This window comes from Alicyclobacillus contaminans DSM 17975, assembly GCF_000429525.1.
GTDB classification, from domain to species: domain Bacteria; phylum Bacillota; class Bacilli; order Alicyclobacillales; family Alicyclobacillaceae; genus Alicyclobacillus_A; species Alicyclobacillus_A contaminans.
On the sequence record NZ_AUCA01000057.1, the window covers coordinates 1 to 14,215 of the forward strand.

The 14,215-nt window shown below is 52.4% G+C and carries 11 protein-coding genes; 9 read left to right on the forward strand and 2 right to left on the reverse strand.

The window, feature by feature from the left end; all coding sequences use genetic code 11:
- Positions 1 to 143 precede the first annotated feature (143 nt).
- Positions 144 to 353, reverse strand: a complete 210-nt coding sequence (locus G463_RS24105; RefSeq protein ID WP_035487648.1) for an arylamine N-acetyltransferase — start codon at positions 351 to 353, stop codon at positions 144 to 146.
- A 106-nt stretch (positions 354 to 459) separates the two neighbouring features.
- Here G463_RS24105 and G463_RS0115585 point away from each other — a divergent pair, with 106 nt between their 5' ends.
- The 7 genes from G463_RS0115585 to G463_RS0115615 all read left to right on the forward strand — a co-directional run bounded on the left by G463_RS0115585 (position 460) and on the right by G463_RS0115615 (position 10,260).
- Positions 460 to 831, forward strand: a complete 372-nt coding sequence (locus G463_RS0115585) for a VOC family protein (protein ID WP_026975901.1) — start codon at positions 460 to 462, stop codon at positions 829 to 831.
- A gap of 352 nt (positions 832 to 1,183) precedes the next feature.
- Entirely contained in the window at positions 1,184 to 2,164 is a 981-nt protein-coding gene (locus G463_RS0115590) for a quinone oxidoreductase family protein (protein WP_026975902.1), read from the forward strand.
- Positions 2,165 to 2,249: 85 nt separating this feature from the next.
- On the forward strand, positions 2,250 to 2,753 hold the full coding sequence (locus G463_RS22530) for a class I SAM-dependent methyltransferase (RefSeq protein WP_084171791.1): 504 nt from the start codon (positions 2,250 to 2,252) through the stop codon (positions 2,751 to 2,753).
- Between the two features lie 341 nt (positions 2,754 to 3,094).
- Positions 3,095 to 5,269, forward strand: a complete 2,175-nt coding sequence (locus G463_RS0115600; RefSeq protein WP_035487656.1) for a hydantoinase/oxoprolinase family protein — start codon at positions 3,095 to 3,097, stop codon at positions 5,267 to 5,269.
- Between the two features lie 18 nt (positions 5,270 to 5,287).
- Positions 5,288 to 7,606 carry a hydantoinase B/oxoprolinase family protein gene (locus tag G463_RS0115605; protein ID WP_051322364.1) on the forward strand — a complete coding sequence of 773 codons (2,319 nt, stop codon included), beginning with the start codon at positions 5,288 to 5,290 and terminating at the stop codon, positions 7,604 to 7,606.
- Positions 7,607 to 7,662: 56 nt separating this feature from the next.
- Positions 7,663 to 8,169 (forward strand): acetone carboxylase subunit gamma, encoded by a 507-nt coding sequence (locus G463_RS0115610; RefSeq protein ID WP_026975906.1) that lies wholly within the window; start codon positions 7,663 to 7,665, stop codon positions 8,167 to 8,169.
- An 87-nt stretch (positions 8,170 to 8,256) separates the two neighbouring features.
- Positions 8,257 to 10,260: an AMP-binding protein gene (locus G463_RS0115615; RefSeq protein ID WP_051322365.1), complete on the forward strand. Its 2,004-nt coding sequence runs from the start codon at positions 8,257 to 8,259 to the stop codon at positions 10,258 to 10,260.
- Between the two features lie 127 nt (positions 10,261 to 10,387).
- Here the strand turns inward: G463_RS0115615 and G463_RS0115620 are convergent, their stop codons facing one another.
- On the reverse strand, positions 10,388 to 12,430 hold the full coding sequence (locus G463_RS0115620; RefSeq protein WP_035487650.1) for a sigma-54-dependent Fis family transcriptional regulator: 2,043 nt from the start codon (positions 12,428 to 12,430) through the stop codon (positions 10,388 to 10,390).
- 767 nt (positions 12,431 to 13,197) lie between these two features.
- Between G463_RS0115620 and G463_RS20870 the strand changes: the two genes are divergently transcribed.
- Complete coding sequence (locus G463_RS20870) at positions 13,198 to 13,950, forward strand: creatininase family protein (protein ID WP_035487653.1); 753 nt, start codon at positions 13,198 to 13,200, stop codon at positions 13,948 to 13,950.
- Positions 13,951 to 14,031: 81 nt separating this feature from the next.
- Positions 14,032 to 14,215, forward strand: a 184-nt coding sequence (locus G463_RS0115630) for a hypothetical protein (protein WP_026975909.1), incomplete at its 3' end; no start/stop codon positions are given.

Genomic DNA, 14,215 nt, shown 5'->3' on the forward strand with positions numbered 1-14,215 from the left:
TCTCTTTCTTAAAAGCCATCCCATCTGTCTTGACAATGTGGGGTTCAATACGAACCAGATCCGTACGTAATACGGTACCCGCCACTTACATCCGTGACAACTTCACCTGAGAGTGGTAAGGAACTGCGAACGGAATCTCTGAATCAAATATCCACAATATTCAGTCCGTAGCAATACCCGCCTCGCCGCTTCAAGACAATCTTGTCGTACATGGGTTCAAGATTCAGTTCAATGGGGCGGCCATTTACAATGTCCGAGTTCTCAAAGTGTTGCGCTTGACACTGAAATAGGCCAATCGTCGTAGCTATGGGCGGATGTGAGCCTAGGGATAGCACCGCTATTTGCATTGCCATGCGAATTCCTGATCGATTGGTCTGAATTCTACATACCTGATTTCAACTTCCACCGTTAAGTTCTACATTCGGCTTAGTGAAAAGTCACTGACAAGGAGGCACCTAGATGAGGCACTCATTTTACGGTATCGATCACGTTCAACTTGCTGCACCGGCTGGGTGCGAGGAGCAAGCCCGACGCTTCTTCGGAGACATCCTCGGCATGGAAGAAATCGTTAAACCGGAAGAGCTGCGTAAACGGGGCGGAGTTTGGTTTCGCTTCGGGAATCATCAGATTCACATCGGGGTAGACAACAACTTTGTACCGGCTAAGAAGGCACACCCGGCCGTTCACGTACAGAATCTGAAGGCCCTCAAGGAACGAATCGTCAGTCATGGGATCTCCGTCAAGGACGATGAGTTGCTGCCTGGTGCAGAACGGTTTTACGTGGATGATCCGTTCGGCAATCGGTTGGAGTTTCTTGAGTGGAATGTATGACCGGCATGTTCATGAATTATCCGTCGGCGAACTCGGTTGGATAATTCATCAGTACGATGGCCCTTCAGGATGGGATGAGGTAAGAACGTTGGCGGATTCGTGATCAGCGGGGATCCAGTAAGGTCTCATAAGTGCACGAGCCCCAGGTTGCCACTGCCATCATGATAGTACATGAGAATCCCATGCTCACGGTACAGTCTAGGAGCGTGTCCGAGTATTCGATTTCTCGTATAAAATACTCATGATAATGCATATCATCGCTGCTTTTACCCAGCGTTTCGCATGAACATGCAGTAAATTTGATTACTCGGACACGCTCCTAGCTAAAAGAACACCAAGGAGGAAGTTGTCTATGAAAGCAGTGGTTCTTACTGAATTTGGATCGCCAGATGTCTTGAAATGCGTAAACGTGGACATGCCGTCCATAGCAGGTAACGAGGTCCTAATTCGGGTTGTCGCGACGAGTGTCAATTTTGCGGATATCAAATCGAGGTATGGGAAGAAGGACTCAGGTAAACTACCGTTTATCCCTGGACTGGATGCAGCGGGTGTTATTGAAGCAGTGGGCTCGGATGTTCAAAAGTTCAAGGTCGGTCAACGGGTCATTGCCTTTCCCAAAACAGGGTCGTATGCAGAGTACATAGTGGCCGATGAAGTGCTCACGTTTGCGATTCCTGACAACGTGGATTTTGATACTGCGGCGGCTTGTCCCATTGTTTCTTTTACGGCATACAAGTTGCTTGCCGACGTTGCCCGAGTCGAGCCCGGTGAGACCGTCCTCATTCATGCGGCGGCGGGTGGAGTAGGAACGACGGCGATTCAATTGGCTAAGTTGTTGGGTGCAGGTTGTGTGATTGGGACAGTCGGAAGTGAAGCGAAGGTCGCAATTGCTGTGGAAGCCGGAGCCGATCATGCGATTTGTTACGAGAACGGCGACTTTGCTGAAAGGGTAAACGCACTCACAAATGGTCGAGGAGCAGACGTGATACTCGATTCGATCTCTGGTCGGGTATCAGAACAAAGCCTTGAATGTTTTGCCATGTATGGCAGACTGGTACATTTCGGCAATTCCAGCGGCGAGATTGGCGATTTCCAGACAAATCACTTACATTCCAGTTGTCGGAGTGTTCTTGGTTTTAGTTGGGGAACAACACGAAGGGAGCGGCCACATCTCCTACATACTACAGCCGAACACATCCTGAGGTATCTGGCAAGCGGTCGATTAAAAATGAAAATTGGAAAGCAGTTTGCGCTCGAGCAGGCGGCCGAGGCTCATCGTTGGGTAGAGAGCCGGCAAAGTGTAGGCAAGGTTCTGTTGACTGTTGAAAATTGAGTTTCGGTAAACGCTGTATCGGAATGCTTGATTCACGAACAGTAAATCCTCACACGGTTGATATGTATTTTGGAGTGACTGAAAAATGACACTCGAACAAAAGCGTTGGAACGAAAAATACTCTCGTCGAGGTCCAACGTTGTTTCCGCCGGAGGACTTTCTGGTGAGGCGCCAGCATCTTCTTCGTGCAGGAACGGTACTCGACGTCGCATGTGGAGACGGCAGACACGCACTCTATCTTGCTCGGAAGGGTTTTGCTGTGACGGGAATTGATTTCTCTGCCAACGGTCTCCGTCTGGAACTTTTTGCTGCACACGAAGGTGTGCATGTGAACACTTGCCAGCGGGATTTGGACGCAGAAGGCATTCTCACTGACCTGGGGGCGTTTGATAACATCGTTGTAATCCATTTCAAGCCTCAATTACATACGTTCGAGGAAATGTGTCGGATTTTGCGTCCGAATGGCTTTCGTTTCATGGCAAGAACCGCAGCCTCGAGGACCGACAGCAACGTCGACCACCTACATCGCCTGTTCCACTGTGTCGGTCGACCGCTACGGTTGTTGCGCTACAACTGTAGCGTACGGTGACCTGTCTGGCGCGTCGGAAGGCTGATGTTGCGCGGAGAATGATAAATCGGAAGAGTTATGCGACGGGTGCCGCTCATTGGCTTCGGATGCTGCTGCGGCAAGGCGACGCTCATATCCGACCTTGCGTACAAACCAAAAGGCAGCATACGGATGAGCCGCCATGTTCGAATACCAAGCTGCTTTGAACGCTTTGGCACACAACTTGCTCTTCAATGGATGTAAGCGGTGTCAATCTCTCGACCACTGCTGATGGTGAGCCAATGAAATGCTCATTCATGGCCGCCGGAAGGTGCCACACGTTTTCGAATGCGGTGTGAAACGTGGCTGGCATGGGAAACGCCATGGTGACCAAGGAAGGAGAGAAGGTTGTGAGTAGACGGAAAACACAGATTCTTGCCATCGACGCCGGTGGCACAATGACCGACACATTTCTCATCGATGACCAAGGAGAATTTGTTGTCGGCAAGGCGCAGACGACACCCGGTGATGAATCGGTGGGTCTGTTGCATTCGGCTGCTGATGCCCTCACGTTTTGGGACATGACGGTCGAAGATGCCTTCCCTCAGCTCCTGACCGGGGTATATTCGGGGACGGCCATGTTGAATCGACTGGTGTCGCGTAAAGGACGAAAAGTTGGGCTGATTGTCAACAAAGGAATGGAAGATCATCATCGGATGGGACGTGCGATTCAGTCTTATCTTGGGTATTCGTATTCTGACAGGCTGCATCTGAACACTCACCGTTACGATCCGCCTTTGGTGCCGAGAGAGTGGACACGGGGCGTTACGGAGCGGATTGACCTGTTTGGCAATGTGGTGATTCCTTTGTACGAGCACGAGGTCGCGCCGGCGGTGCGGGAATTGGTCGACATGGGCGTGGAGGCCATTGTTATCTCTTTGTTGCATTCGTACAAGAATCCAGTTCACGAGCGGCGCGTACGTGATATTGCCCAACAGACTTTGAAGGAACTGGGGGCGGATTTGCCCGTCTTCGCCTCAGTGGACTACTATCCGGTGCGCAAGGAATCCCACCGCACGAACACGACCATTATTGAGGCCTACGCGGCAGATCCTTCGCGGCGCACATTGGAGTTGGTTGACGAAAGGATTAAAGAACGGGGGGCAAGATTCGACATCCGGGTGATGGCCAGTCATGGGGGAACCATCAGCATCAAAGCCAACGAGCTCGCCCGAACTTTGGTATCTGGGCCCATTGGTGGTGTTGTGGGAGGCAAATATTTAGGCGAGGCTCTCGGTATCAAAAACATTGTGTGTTCCGACATCGGCGGTACCAGCTTCGACATCGCCCTCATCAATCAAGGAGACTTCACCATCGATACCAGTCCGGATATGGCCCGTTTGGTGTTGTCTCTGCCGTTGGTCGCCATGGATTCGGTGGGCGCTGGAACCGGTAGCTTCGTCCGCGTAGATCCCTACACCAAGTCGATTGTGCTCGGTCCTGACAGTGCCGGCTATCGGGTTGGGGTCTGCTACCGAGAAGGTGGCATTGAAACCATCACGGTGTCAGATTGTCACGTAGTGCTGGGCCTCATTAACCCGGACAACTTCTTGGGTGGACAAATTAAATTGGATCGGGAAAGGGCCTATCAGGCAGTTAAGGAGCAATTGGCCGATCCGCTGGGACTGTCGGTGGAGGCAGCGGCTTACGGTGTGATTGAGTTGCTGGAATCCCAGTTGCGCAACTACTTGGAGTCGCTCGTGATGGGGAAGGGTTATTCCCCCGCACAATTTGCCTGCTTCTCCTACGGTGGCGGTGGTCCGCTGCACACAGCGGGATATGTGAAGGGACTAGGATTCGAGGACGTTCTGGTTCCGGCGTGGGCTGCTGGATTCTCCGCATTCGGATGTGGTGCTGCGGATTTTGAATATCGCTACGACAAGACACTCGATATCAATGTGGCATACGGTGCCAGCGACGCAGAACGACGCACCGCAGGATCCACCCTGCAGGAAGCCTGGAATGAGCTGACCGAGAAGGTGCACGAAGAATTTGAAAAGAACGGGTTTCGACGTTCGGATGTTCAATTGCGTCTCTATTACCGGATGCAATATCAAGGCCAGTTGAACGACCTGGAAATTGAGTCTCCATTGACTTCTGTGACGTCGGCGGCAGAGTGGGATCAACTCACGGCCACCTTTGAAGACACTTACGGGCGGGTCTACGCAAGGGCGGCCCGGTCCCCCGAGTTGGGCTATACGGTCACGGGCGCCATTGTCCGCGGATCGGTGGATGTGCCCAAACCCAAAATTCCGGAAGAGCCATATGCCGGAGAAACTCCACCTCAATCGGCGTTCCATGGGCAGCGAGAGGTGTATTGGGACGGAAAGTTCATCAAGGCGGACATCTGGGAGATGGAGGCCCTGAAAGCGGGCAATCGAATTCGTGCCTTCGCCATCATCGAATCTCCCGCCACCACATTCGTGGTACCACCGGGTTTCGAAGCCGTGTTGGACACCCACCGTATCTTTCATCTGCGACAAACAAGTGGAGAATAAACTGAAGGAGGAGAAGTTATGGGGATTCGTGCAAGCGACGCCATCGTGAAACAGGAAGGATTGTTGAGTCAGCAATACCGGAAGGCCATTGGTTGGAACGGTAAGACCTTAAAAGAGATGCGGGAAGAAACGGATGCGTTGACCAAGGAGACCGGGCATTACGCAGGACTGGTGAACTTGTCATTTAAGGAATCGGATCCTATCCGTTATGAGAAGATTTTTTCGAAACTGCGGGGTGGCCTCGTGCATGCCCGGGAAACTGCAAAACGGGTGGCAGCTTCGCCCATTGTGGAACAGGAAGGCGAGTTGTGCTTCACGCTGTATACGCCGGAGGGGGACTCCATCGTCACTTCCACCGGCATCATCATACACGTGGGAACCATGGGTGCTGCTATCAAATATATGGTGAACCACAACTACGAGGAAAACCCAGGCATACAGCCGGGTGACATCTTTTGCAACAACGATTGCCATATCGGGAACGTTCATCCCTGTGACGTGCACACAATCGTCCCGATTTTTTGGGCTGGGGAGGTTGTTGGATGGGTCGGCGGCGTGACGCACGTGATTGACACCGGTGCCACAGGCCCAGGCAGCATGACCGTCGGTCCAGTTACGCGATACGACGATGGTTATCAGATTGCCTGCCGCAAGATTGGCGCCAACGATACGTTGTTCCAAGACTGGTTGATTGAGAGCCAACGTTCAATTCGTACTACGAAGTACTGGTTGCTGGATGAGCGCACCCGCATTGCCGGTTGTCACATGATCCGCGACTTGGTTTTGGGGATTCTGGAAGAGGAAGGGGTTGACACCTACAAACAGTTCATTCGCGAAGTCATCGAAGAAGGTCGCCGAGGCTTAATCAACCGGATTAAAGCGATGACCATCCCCGGCAAGTATCGTCAAGTTGGCTTCGTGGACGTACCCTACCGCCACCGTGATGTGGAGGTGCCGCCATATGCCAAAGTGGACACCATCATGCATGCACCATCGGAAATCACCATTGATAGACATGGGAAAATGTTGCTGGATTTCGACGGAGCCAGTCGTTGGGGGTGGCACAGTTACAACGCAACGCCGGTCTCATTCACCAGTGGAATTTGGGTGATGATGACCCAGACATTAATTCCTAACGATAGGATCAATGACGGTGCCTACTACGCCACTTCGTTCAATTTGCCGTACGGGGCCTGGATGAATCCCGATGACATTCGTACTGCACACAGTTATGCGTGGCACTTCTTGGTCAGTGGTTGGAGTCCGCTGTGGCGTGGTCTGAGTCGAGCGTATTTTGCGCGCGGGTACCTGGAGGAAGTGAATGCGGGCAACGCCAACACCAGTAACTGGCTGCAGGGAGGAGGATACAATCAATACGGCGAGATTCACGCTGTCAACAGCTTCGAAGCGGCCGCCGAGGGCACGGGCGCAAGCGCTGTCAAGGATGGGTTGGACCATGCCGCCGCCATCTGGAACCCAGAGGGAGATATGGGGGATATGGAGATTTGGGAACTGGCGGAGCCTCTGGTTTATTTGGGGCGCAGCATCAAACCCAACACGGGCGGGTACGGAAAATATCGCGGGGGTTGTGGATACGAGTCTTTGCGCATGGTCTGGGGCGCCAAGGACTGGACAATGTTTTTCATGGGCAACGGTTATCTGTCCAGTGACTGTGGCCTGATGGGCGGCTATCCTGCGGCGACCGGATATCGATTCGAAGCACATAAAACCGACTTGGCGGACAGATTCGCAAAACAGCTGCCGTTTCCTCGCGGGGGTGATCCGGTTCCGGGAGAAAAAGGGTACGAACAACACCTGAAAGCGGAGGTCATTAAGCGGGATAAGCAGGCCATCACCACCGAAGCCATCTTTGAGAATTACGATCTGTACCTGAACTACTTGAAAGGCGGTCCTGGCTTTGGAGATCCACTGGAGCGCCGCCCTCAGGATGTGGAGAAGGACCTCAATGGAGGTTACTTGCTGCCGGAATACGCTGAAAAGGTATATGGCGCGGTGTTTGAGAAGGATTCGAGCGGACTCTATCGGGTCGATGCGGAAAAAACAGCAGCGCGCCGGGATCAAATTCGTCAAGAGCGGCTTCAGCGAGGAAAGCCAACCCGGGAGTGGATGAAGGAGGAACGGCAACGCATCGTACGGGCGGAAGCCCCCGTACAAGTCCGTCATATGTACGCCACAAGCTTCGAGTTGAGCAACAAGTTCCTGAATGATTTTCGTGAGTTCTGGAATCTCCCGAAGGACTGGGATTTAAAGGAAGAAGATCTGGAAATGCCGACCTTCGGAGCACAGCACAAAGCCCTGAATTCGTACACGTCGTGAGACATTCATCCCTCAGGACCTGAACCACAATCCATGGATAATTGAGGTGAGCTTCCTTGGCCAATTATGATAAGGCGACCATTGAGGAACTGATTGACGGCACCATAGATTTTTTCAAGCTGAAAGAAATGCTGTCCTCGTTTAAGGATCCGGGACGGTTCGACACGTACCTGGAAATTCTGCAAGAACGAGTGAAGTGGGATGACCGCATCCTGTTGCCGTATGGGTTGCACCTGTACGTGGTACAGAAGATGGATGGCAAGAGGGTTATCAAATGTGACTGCGGTCATGAGTTCTGTGAAGCGCACGAGAACTGGAAGTTGAATGCCTTGATTTACGTCCGGGACACGGATAGCCAATTGCAGGAGCTGTACCCGGCATTGCTTGCACCGGATCCGCAATGGCAGATCATTCGGGAATATTACTGTCCAACGTGCGCGACGCAGTTGGAGGTCGAAGCGGTAACGCCGTGGTACCCCATAATACACGACTTTGAACCAGACATTGATGGGTTCTACGAAGAGTGGCTCGGTCGTCCTGTACCACAGCCAGTGGAAAAATAAGCGAACCTACGGGTGTGGATGGAGAGGCGGCCAAAGGGCCGCCTCTCCGTCCATGCGCAGCTCAGGTCTGGGTGAGGTGTACGTGTGATGGGAGCTCATTCGAGGTACGAGAGAGAGCCGGCTGTGTGGATGCCGGATGAGGAGACGCGCAAGGGGACACGGTTGTGGACGTTTCTTCAGGAAGTGGGTATGTCCTCCATCGAAGAACTCAGAGTCCGGGCCGGTCACAATCCCGCGTGGTTTTGGGAAGCAGTTGCCCGTCATCTGCGATGGCCCTGGTTTAAACCGTATGAGCAAGTCCTCGACGTCAGCGATGGAATCGCCTGGGCAAAATGGTTTGTGGGCGGGAAAACCAATGCGGTTGCGGGGTGTCTGGAGCGGTTTGCTGGTGCAGAGCACCGACATAAGTTGGCATTGGTCTGGGAAGGCGAAGACGGGACGGTTGTCGAGTGGTCATACGCGGAGCTATCCGACCAGGTGGCTCGTTGGGCCTTGGCCTTGAAAAGGCTTGGCGTGGGCGTGCAGGACGTGGTGGGTATTTATTTGCCGATGTTGCCGGAAACGGCCGCTGTCATGTTGGCTTGTGCGAAAATCGGCGCGATTTTCACGCCCGTCTTCAGCGGGTACGGTGCAGAAGCGCTCCGCACCAGGTTAGAGGACTGTGGGGCGAAGGTGATTGTGACGGCGGATGGGTACTATCGACGCGGCAAAGTGGTCGACATGTTGGCCGAGGCGTCGCGCGCAGCGGCCGGTCTGGAACACCTGCGCCACATGGTGATCATCTCTCGTGTCGGAGATGGTCGCGTGCCGGTGAACTTCGAGGGCACTGAGGCCGGTGGGCTTCGTCTGTTGTCCGCGAATCTCCTGTTGCGCCGGGCAACCGGCGGGTGTCCCACGGAACCGCTCGACAGTGAGGCGCCGTTGATGATTCTGTATACCTCGGGAACAACGGGGAGACCGAAGGGGGTGGTACACACTCATGTCGGTTTCTGCCTGAAAGCAGCACAGGATTTAATCCACTGCTTCGACTTGCGTGAGTCGGATACCCTGTTCTGGTTCACCGACATGGGATGGATGATGGGGCCGTGGTCGGTCTTTGGAGGATTGACTCTGGGGGCCACCGTCCTGATGTACGAAGGTGCACCCGATTACCCTTCACCTGATTGTCTGTGGAAATTGGTGGAACGGCACCGGATCACGCATCTTGGGCTTTCACCCACATTGGTTCGCTCCCTCATGAAACATGGCGAGCACTGGGTGCGGCACGCGGATCGATCATCTCTTCGAGTGCTGGGGTCCACTGGAGAACCGTGGAATCCCAGTCCCTACATGTGGTTCTTTGATGTCGTTGGGGAAGGGCGTTGTCCGGTGATCAATTATTCAGGCGGGACGGAGATTGGGGGAGGGATCTTGGGGTGTTTTGTGGCCGAGCCGATTGCGCCGTGTTCTTTTCATGGACCCATTCCAGGTATGGATGTCGTCGTGCTGGAAGAACACGGACAACCCGTGAAGTCCGGACAGGTGGGTGAATTGTATATCCGTCAACCGTGGATTGGGATGACAAGAGGGTTCTGGAACGACAGGACACGCTATGAAGAGTCGTATTGGTCCCGGATATCTGGCATGTGGGCCCATGCTGATTGGGTGCGTATTGATGAACATGGGTATTGGTACATTGAGGGCCGCTCCGACGATACCATCAAGGTTGCCGGGAAACGCATCGGTCCAGCTGAAGTGGAGTCCATTCTGGTGGGTCATCCGGCGGTCGCGGAGGCGGCGGCGGTCGGAATTCCGCATGCGGTGAAAGGAGAAGGGATTGTCGGATTTGTTCAATTGGCGCCGACGCATGTACCTTCAGAGCACCTGAGGAGAGAGCTTGTGGATTTAATTTCCATATCGCTTGGCAAGTCGTTGAGACCGGAGGAGATTCTGTTTGTTCCGGATTTCCCGAAAACGAGCAGTGGCAAAATTGTTCGTAGGGCGATCAAGGCGTCGCTGCTTGGAAAACATCCCGGGGATCTGAGCACGGTTGAAAATCCGGACGTATTGACTCACTTTCGCCCCTACCGCGGTTTTGATCAAGGATTGTAACCACGCCAAAGCACCGACTGTTGCGAATGATAAGCGTGTTAATCCAAGGGTGTACCCGAGGTGACGGGGATTTGCCCGTGTCGGACCATCCCCGTCCGTTCCATGTGTCGCATTTTAGTGGGTCGGCTTAAAAATTCAACAGCCCGTACTTGCGCAGACGACGGTACACAGTGGTTCTCGCCACTCCTAACCGCCGACTGACTTCTGACACATTTCCTCGACTGGCTGCCAGCAGTGCTGCCAGCTCCATTCGTTCCTTGTCACTTGCAGGAAACTGTAATGGCTGAGCGCAGGCATGAACGTCACCGACAACCTGTGTTGGGAGAGGGGCGTGGGTTCTGGAGTCGACAGCCACCCCGGGCGTGGTTTGCTGGAACTGTCCGTTCATGGCTGAGTGAAGGTAGGGGGGGAGTTCTGCCCAGGTAATCGTGCCGCCGGTGCAAAATAAAACGGCGTGCTCCATCACATTCCACAGTTCTCGTACGTTGCCCGGCCAACGGTATTCATGACACAGGTAGTTCAACACGGTTGGATCAATGGAATGAATTACTTTGCCATGCTTTTGAGACAGCATCTGCAGTGCGTGACGAATCAGGGTTGGGATATCCTCTCGCCGATCTCGCAGCGTAGGTATCCGAAGCGTGACCACATTCAGCCGATAGAACAAATCCAAGCGGAAGCTTCCTTCTTGGACCTGTTGTTCCAGGCTGCGGTTCGTGGCGGCGATGATGCGAACGTCAACAGGGATGGGACGCGCTCCTCCCAGACGCACCACCTCCCGTTCTTGTAACACGCGCAGGAGATATACCTGAGCGTCCAAAGGCATTTCTCCGATTTCATCCAAAAATAAGGTGCCGCCGTTGGCTTCCTCAAACTTTCCTTTCCGGCCCGTGCGTGAACCACCGGTAAATGTTCCCGGCTCGTATCCGAAAAATTCGCTGGCAATCAGTTCCTTTGGGATGGCACCGCAATTGATCGCCACGAAGGGCTTTGTCCGGCGGGAGCTGCTCTCATGTATCGAGTTGGCAAATAATTCTTTGCCAACGCCGCTTTCCCCCTGCAGCAAAATGGGTACATCTGCCTGTGCGGCGATATCTGCGTGTTTGATGGCCGACAACAGTGACGCGCTTGAACCTATTATCCGAGCCCATGGTCCCCGTTTGGGTGTGGCTTGAATCCGGGGGGGTTGCAGCGAGACAATTAAGACGAATCCAATCCGTCGATTGGCATAGAAAACGGTTTCCAGTGACGCAATCAGATCAAGACTCTTCAACTGAACTGTGGAAAGCTCTCCATCTTTACACCCGCTTTGCTGTAAAATTTCGTCATACATCTTGATTGCGTCCCATGCGAGATGTAAAGGCAAACCTCGCCGAGCCATTGCCAACTGCTCTGCTGTTGGGTTCGCTGCCACCAGTTGGCACCTGGTATCCATTGCAATCACTCCATCTGCGGGATATCGACTGCAGATGTGAAAGTATCTTTGCATGAGTTCCATTCTACATTTCATTGAATGGACGTAGAGGCGTTCTCCGATGGATCTCGATGCGGCTGCGACGAATCCTGCGGTGTGAGACTGTGCCCGCTCCCAGCGCCCAGTGGCATCAATGATTCCGACAACCTCCCGCGTCACGGGATCACGCACAGGAGCCGCAGAGCAAACCCAATCATGTACGCCGCTGCAAAAATGTTCTGACGCGAAAATTTGGACGGGACGCTGCAACGCCAAGCACGTACCGATGGCGTTGGTTCCAATAGCTTGCTCGCTCCAGTCGGCGCCCACTGTGAAGTTCATGGCTTCGGCTTGTTTCATGACGAACGGATCGCCATCGAGATACATAATCCTTCCATGACAATCACTCAGTGTGAGCAGATGGCCAGTGGATTTCGCGTGAGAGGACATTTCCTGTAACACAGGCAATGCAAACTCGTACAGTTGTGAGGTTTGGACGAGTTCCTGCAGTTCATCATCATCCAGACAGGCGTCAGATTGGAGCTTGAGCGGATTCACGCCGAGTTCAAGACAGCGCTTCCATGACTCCTGAACAACGGTTCGCACGGATAAGGGCGAGTCCGGGCTCTCGAGAAAAAAGGACCAATTGTCCTCCAACCATTTTCTCTGTTCTTTCAATTGCTCAGGCTTGAAGTCTTGAAAATCCAAGAAAGGCATGATCTTTCGCTCCCCGTCTGAAAAATTCACCAGACTTGATAACGGAGACGATGTGCACGATACAGGATGTTGTCAGGGATGGTATGTCAGAGCAGAGTAGAAAGTGTGAGTTAGGAATGATACTGAATCTAGCGGAGCCACATGATGTAAGACGGGAAATGCATGACATTATAATTAATGTATCTGAATTCGATACATATGTCAATAGAGTCGTCTATATTGTTCTGTAATATTATGAATCATGATGTGCGGTTCCGCTATGTGCACGTGGGCGAGGGATATTGTTCTTTCAGAATGTACGAAAATCCGGCATGAAGACATAAACGGTGCACGCTGATGTATTCGCGCACGTTTTGGTAAGGGGTAGTGCCTGATGAGTCCGACAAAAGCATGATGGAACTGGGAAGGTGTCCGGCGGCAGGATAATAGCACCATCCATGAGTTAATAATCCTCGCCACATTTCGTGTCGCAAATCAAACGACACGAAATAGACGTTTACTGGGAGTTCGACACGAAAATAAGCACTCACCGGGAGCACCCGGGCGATTTCACTGGCATTCCATAAAATGACAATTCCATACGGGGCAACTCTCCCTTGCCGTACCCAACCTTTGCAAACAGATGCGGTGTTTGTTTATGCAATGCTGTAGCATATCCATACGCATCCCGTGTGGTACACTTATTGCATTCAAGAGCAGGATTGCGCAATCATCGAGGGGAACAAATTTAAGGAAATGTTATTGTTAAGAGAATAGGTGACGTCTCTATGATGGATTATAGAAACACAACATCAGAATTATCCGAGAGTGGCATCGACACGGTTGTAATTCCTCTCGGCTCAACAGAGCAAATGGGACCATACTTGCCCATGCACATGGACACATTAATTGCCGAACTCTATGCTAAGGCATATGGTGAAATGCTTAACGCCTACGTGTTACCCGTTCTGCCGTTTAATACGTCAGAGGAACATGCCAAATTCAAAGGCACGGTCCATGTTAGTCCAAATTCACTGACGGCATTTCTCGAAGATATAATTGTTACCTTGCGAAAGCAAGGATTTAGGAAATTTGTACTTTGTTGTGGTCACGGAGGAGCTTATTGGGAAGCCGCCTTCGTAAAACACATCAACTACATGTACGAAGATATTGTGTTGGTGGTACCGCATCACAATTTGTCAGATGCATGGAATGAGGCGATTAAAGCTGCTGGGCTTGAAGAAGCGGCAACCGAGGTTCACGGTGGTTTACTGAGTGTTTGTACCCTGATGTGGTTGTGTCCTGAGCTTGTAAAATTGGAAGAGATGGGGTCGGATATATCACGAGATACCCGCAAATATATGAATATTGTAATGTGGGATAGGCTTACTGTAGATGGCTGTTGGGGGAAGTTTACTCCAGGGAAATATACCAAAGAGCAACTGGCTGAAAAGGGGCGAATTTTCTGGACGACTTTCATAGCAAAACGAGGGGAAGGGTTAATGAGCGTGTCCGAAAAGCCGTTGATTTTGGGTGAATAGCAAAACGCACCTAACCGTAGAATTGGTAAAATTGTAGCTGACCAAAACAAACAATTTACCAGTTCCGGAGGTGCGTTTCCCATGGAATTGCAGTTGGACCTGCTTCCATATGCCGAGTATAACACGCTCGGCTTCGATCCTGCACTGATTGATTACGTGGTCCACATTGATGATTCGTTCCTGGAGCATCTGATTGGTCCTCTGTATGAGAAGACCGGCCGCAAGCCCACATCCCCAGTGGCCTATTTCCGGATGCACTACCTGT

Bases quoted from the DNA above. Each gene is read 5' to 3' on its own strand.
- G463_RS0115605 (WP_051322364.1), top strand. From the start codon at position 5,288: ATGGGGATTCGTGCAAGCGACGCCATCGTGAAACAGGAAGGATTGTTG.
- G463_RS22530 (WP_084171791.1), top strand. From the start codon at position 2,250: ATGACACTCGAACAAAAGCGTTGGAACGAAAAATACTCTCGTCGAGGT.
- G463_RS0115585 (WP_026975901.1), top strand. From the start codon at position 460: ATGAGGCACTCATTTTACGGTATCGATCACGTTCAACTTGCTGCACCG.
- G463_RS0115615 (WP_051322365.1), top strand. From the start codon at position 8,257: ATGGGAGCTCATTCGAGGTACGAGAGAGAGCCGGCTGTGTGGATGCCG.
- G463_RS0115600 (WP_035487656.1), top strand. From the start codon at position 3,095: ATGGTGACCAAGGAAGGAGAGAAGGTTGTGAGTAGACGGAAAACACAG.
- G463_RS20870 (WP_035487653.1), top strand. From the start codon at position 13,198: ATGATGGATTATAGAAACACAACATCAGAATTATCCGAGAGTGGCATC.
- G463_RS0115620 (WP_035487650.1), bottom strand. From the start codon at position 12,430: ATGCCTTTCTTGGATTTTCAAGACTTCAAGCCTGAGCAATTGAAAGAA.
- G463_RS0115590 (WP_026975902.1), top strand. From the start codon at position 1,184: ATGAAAGCAGTGGTTCTTACTGAATTTGGATCGCCAGATGTCTTGAAA.
- G463_RS24105 (WP_035487648.1), bottom strand. From the start codon at position 353: ATGGCAATGCAAATAGCGGTGCTATCCCTAGGCTCACATCCGCCCATA.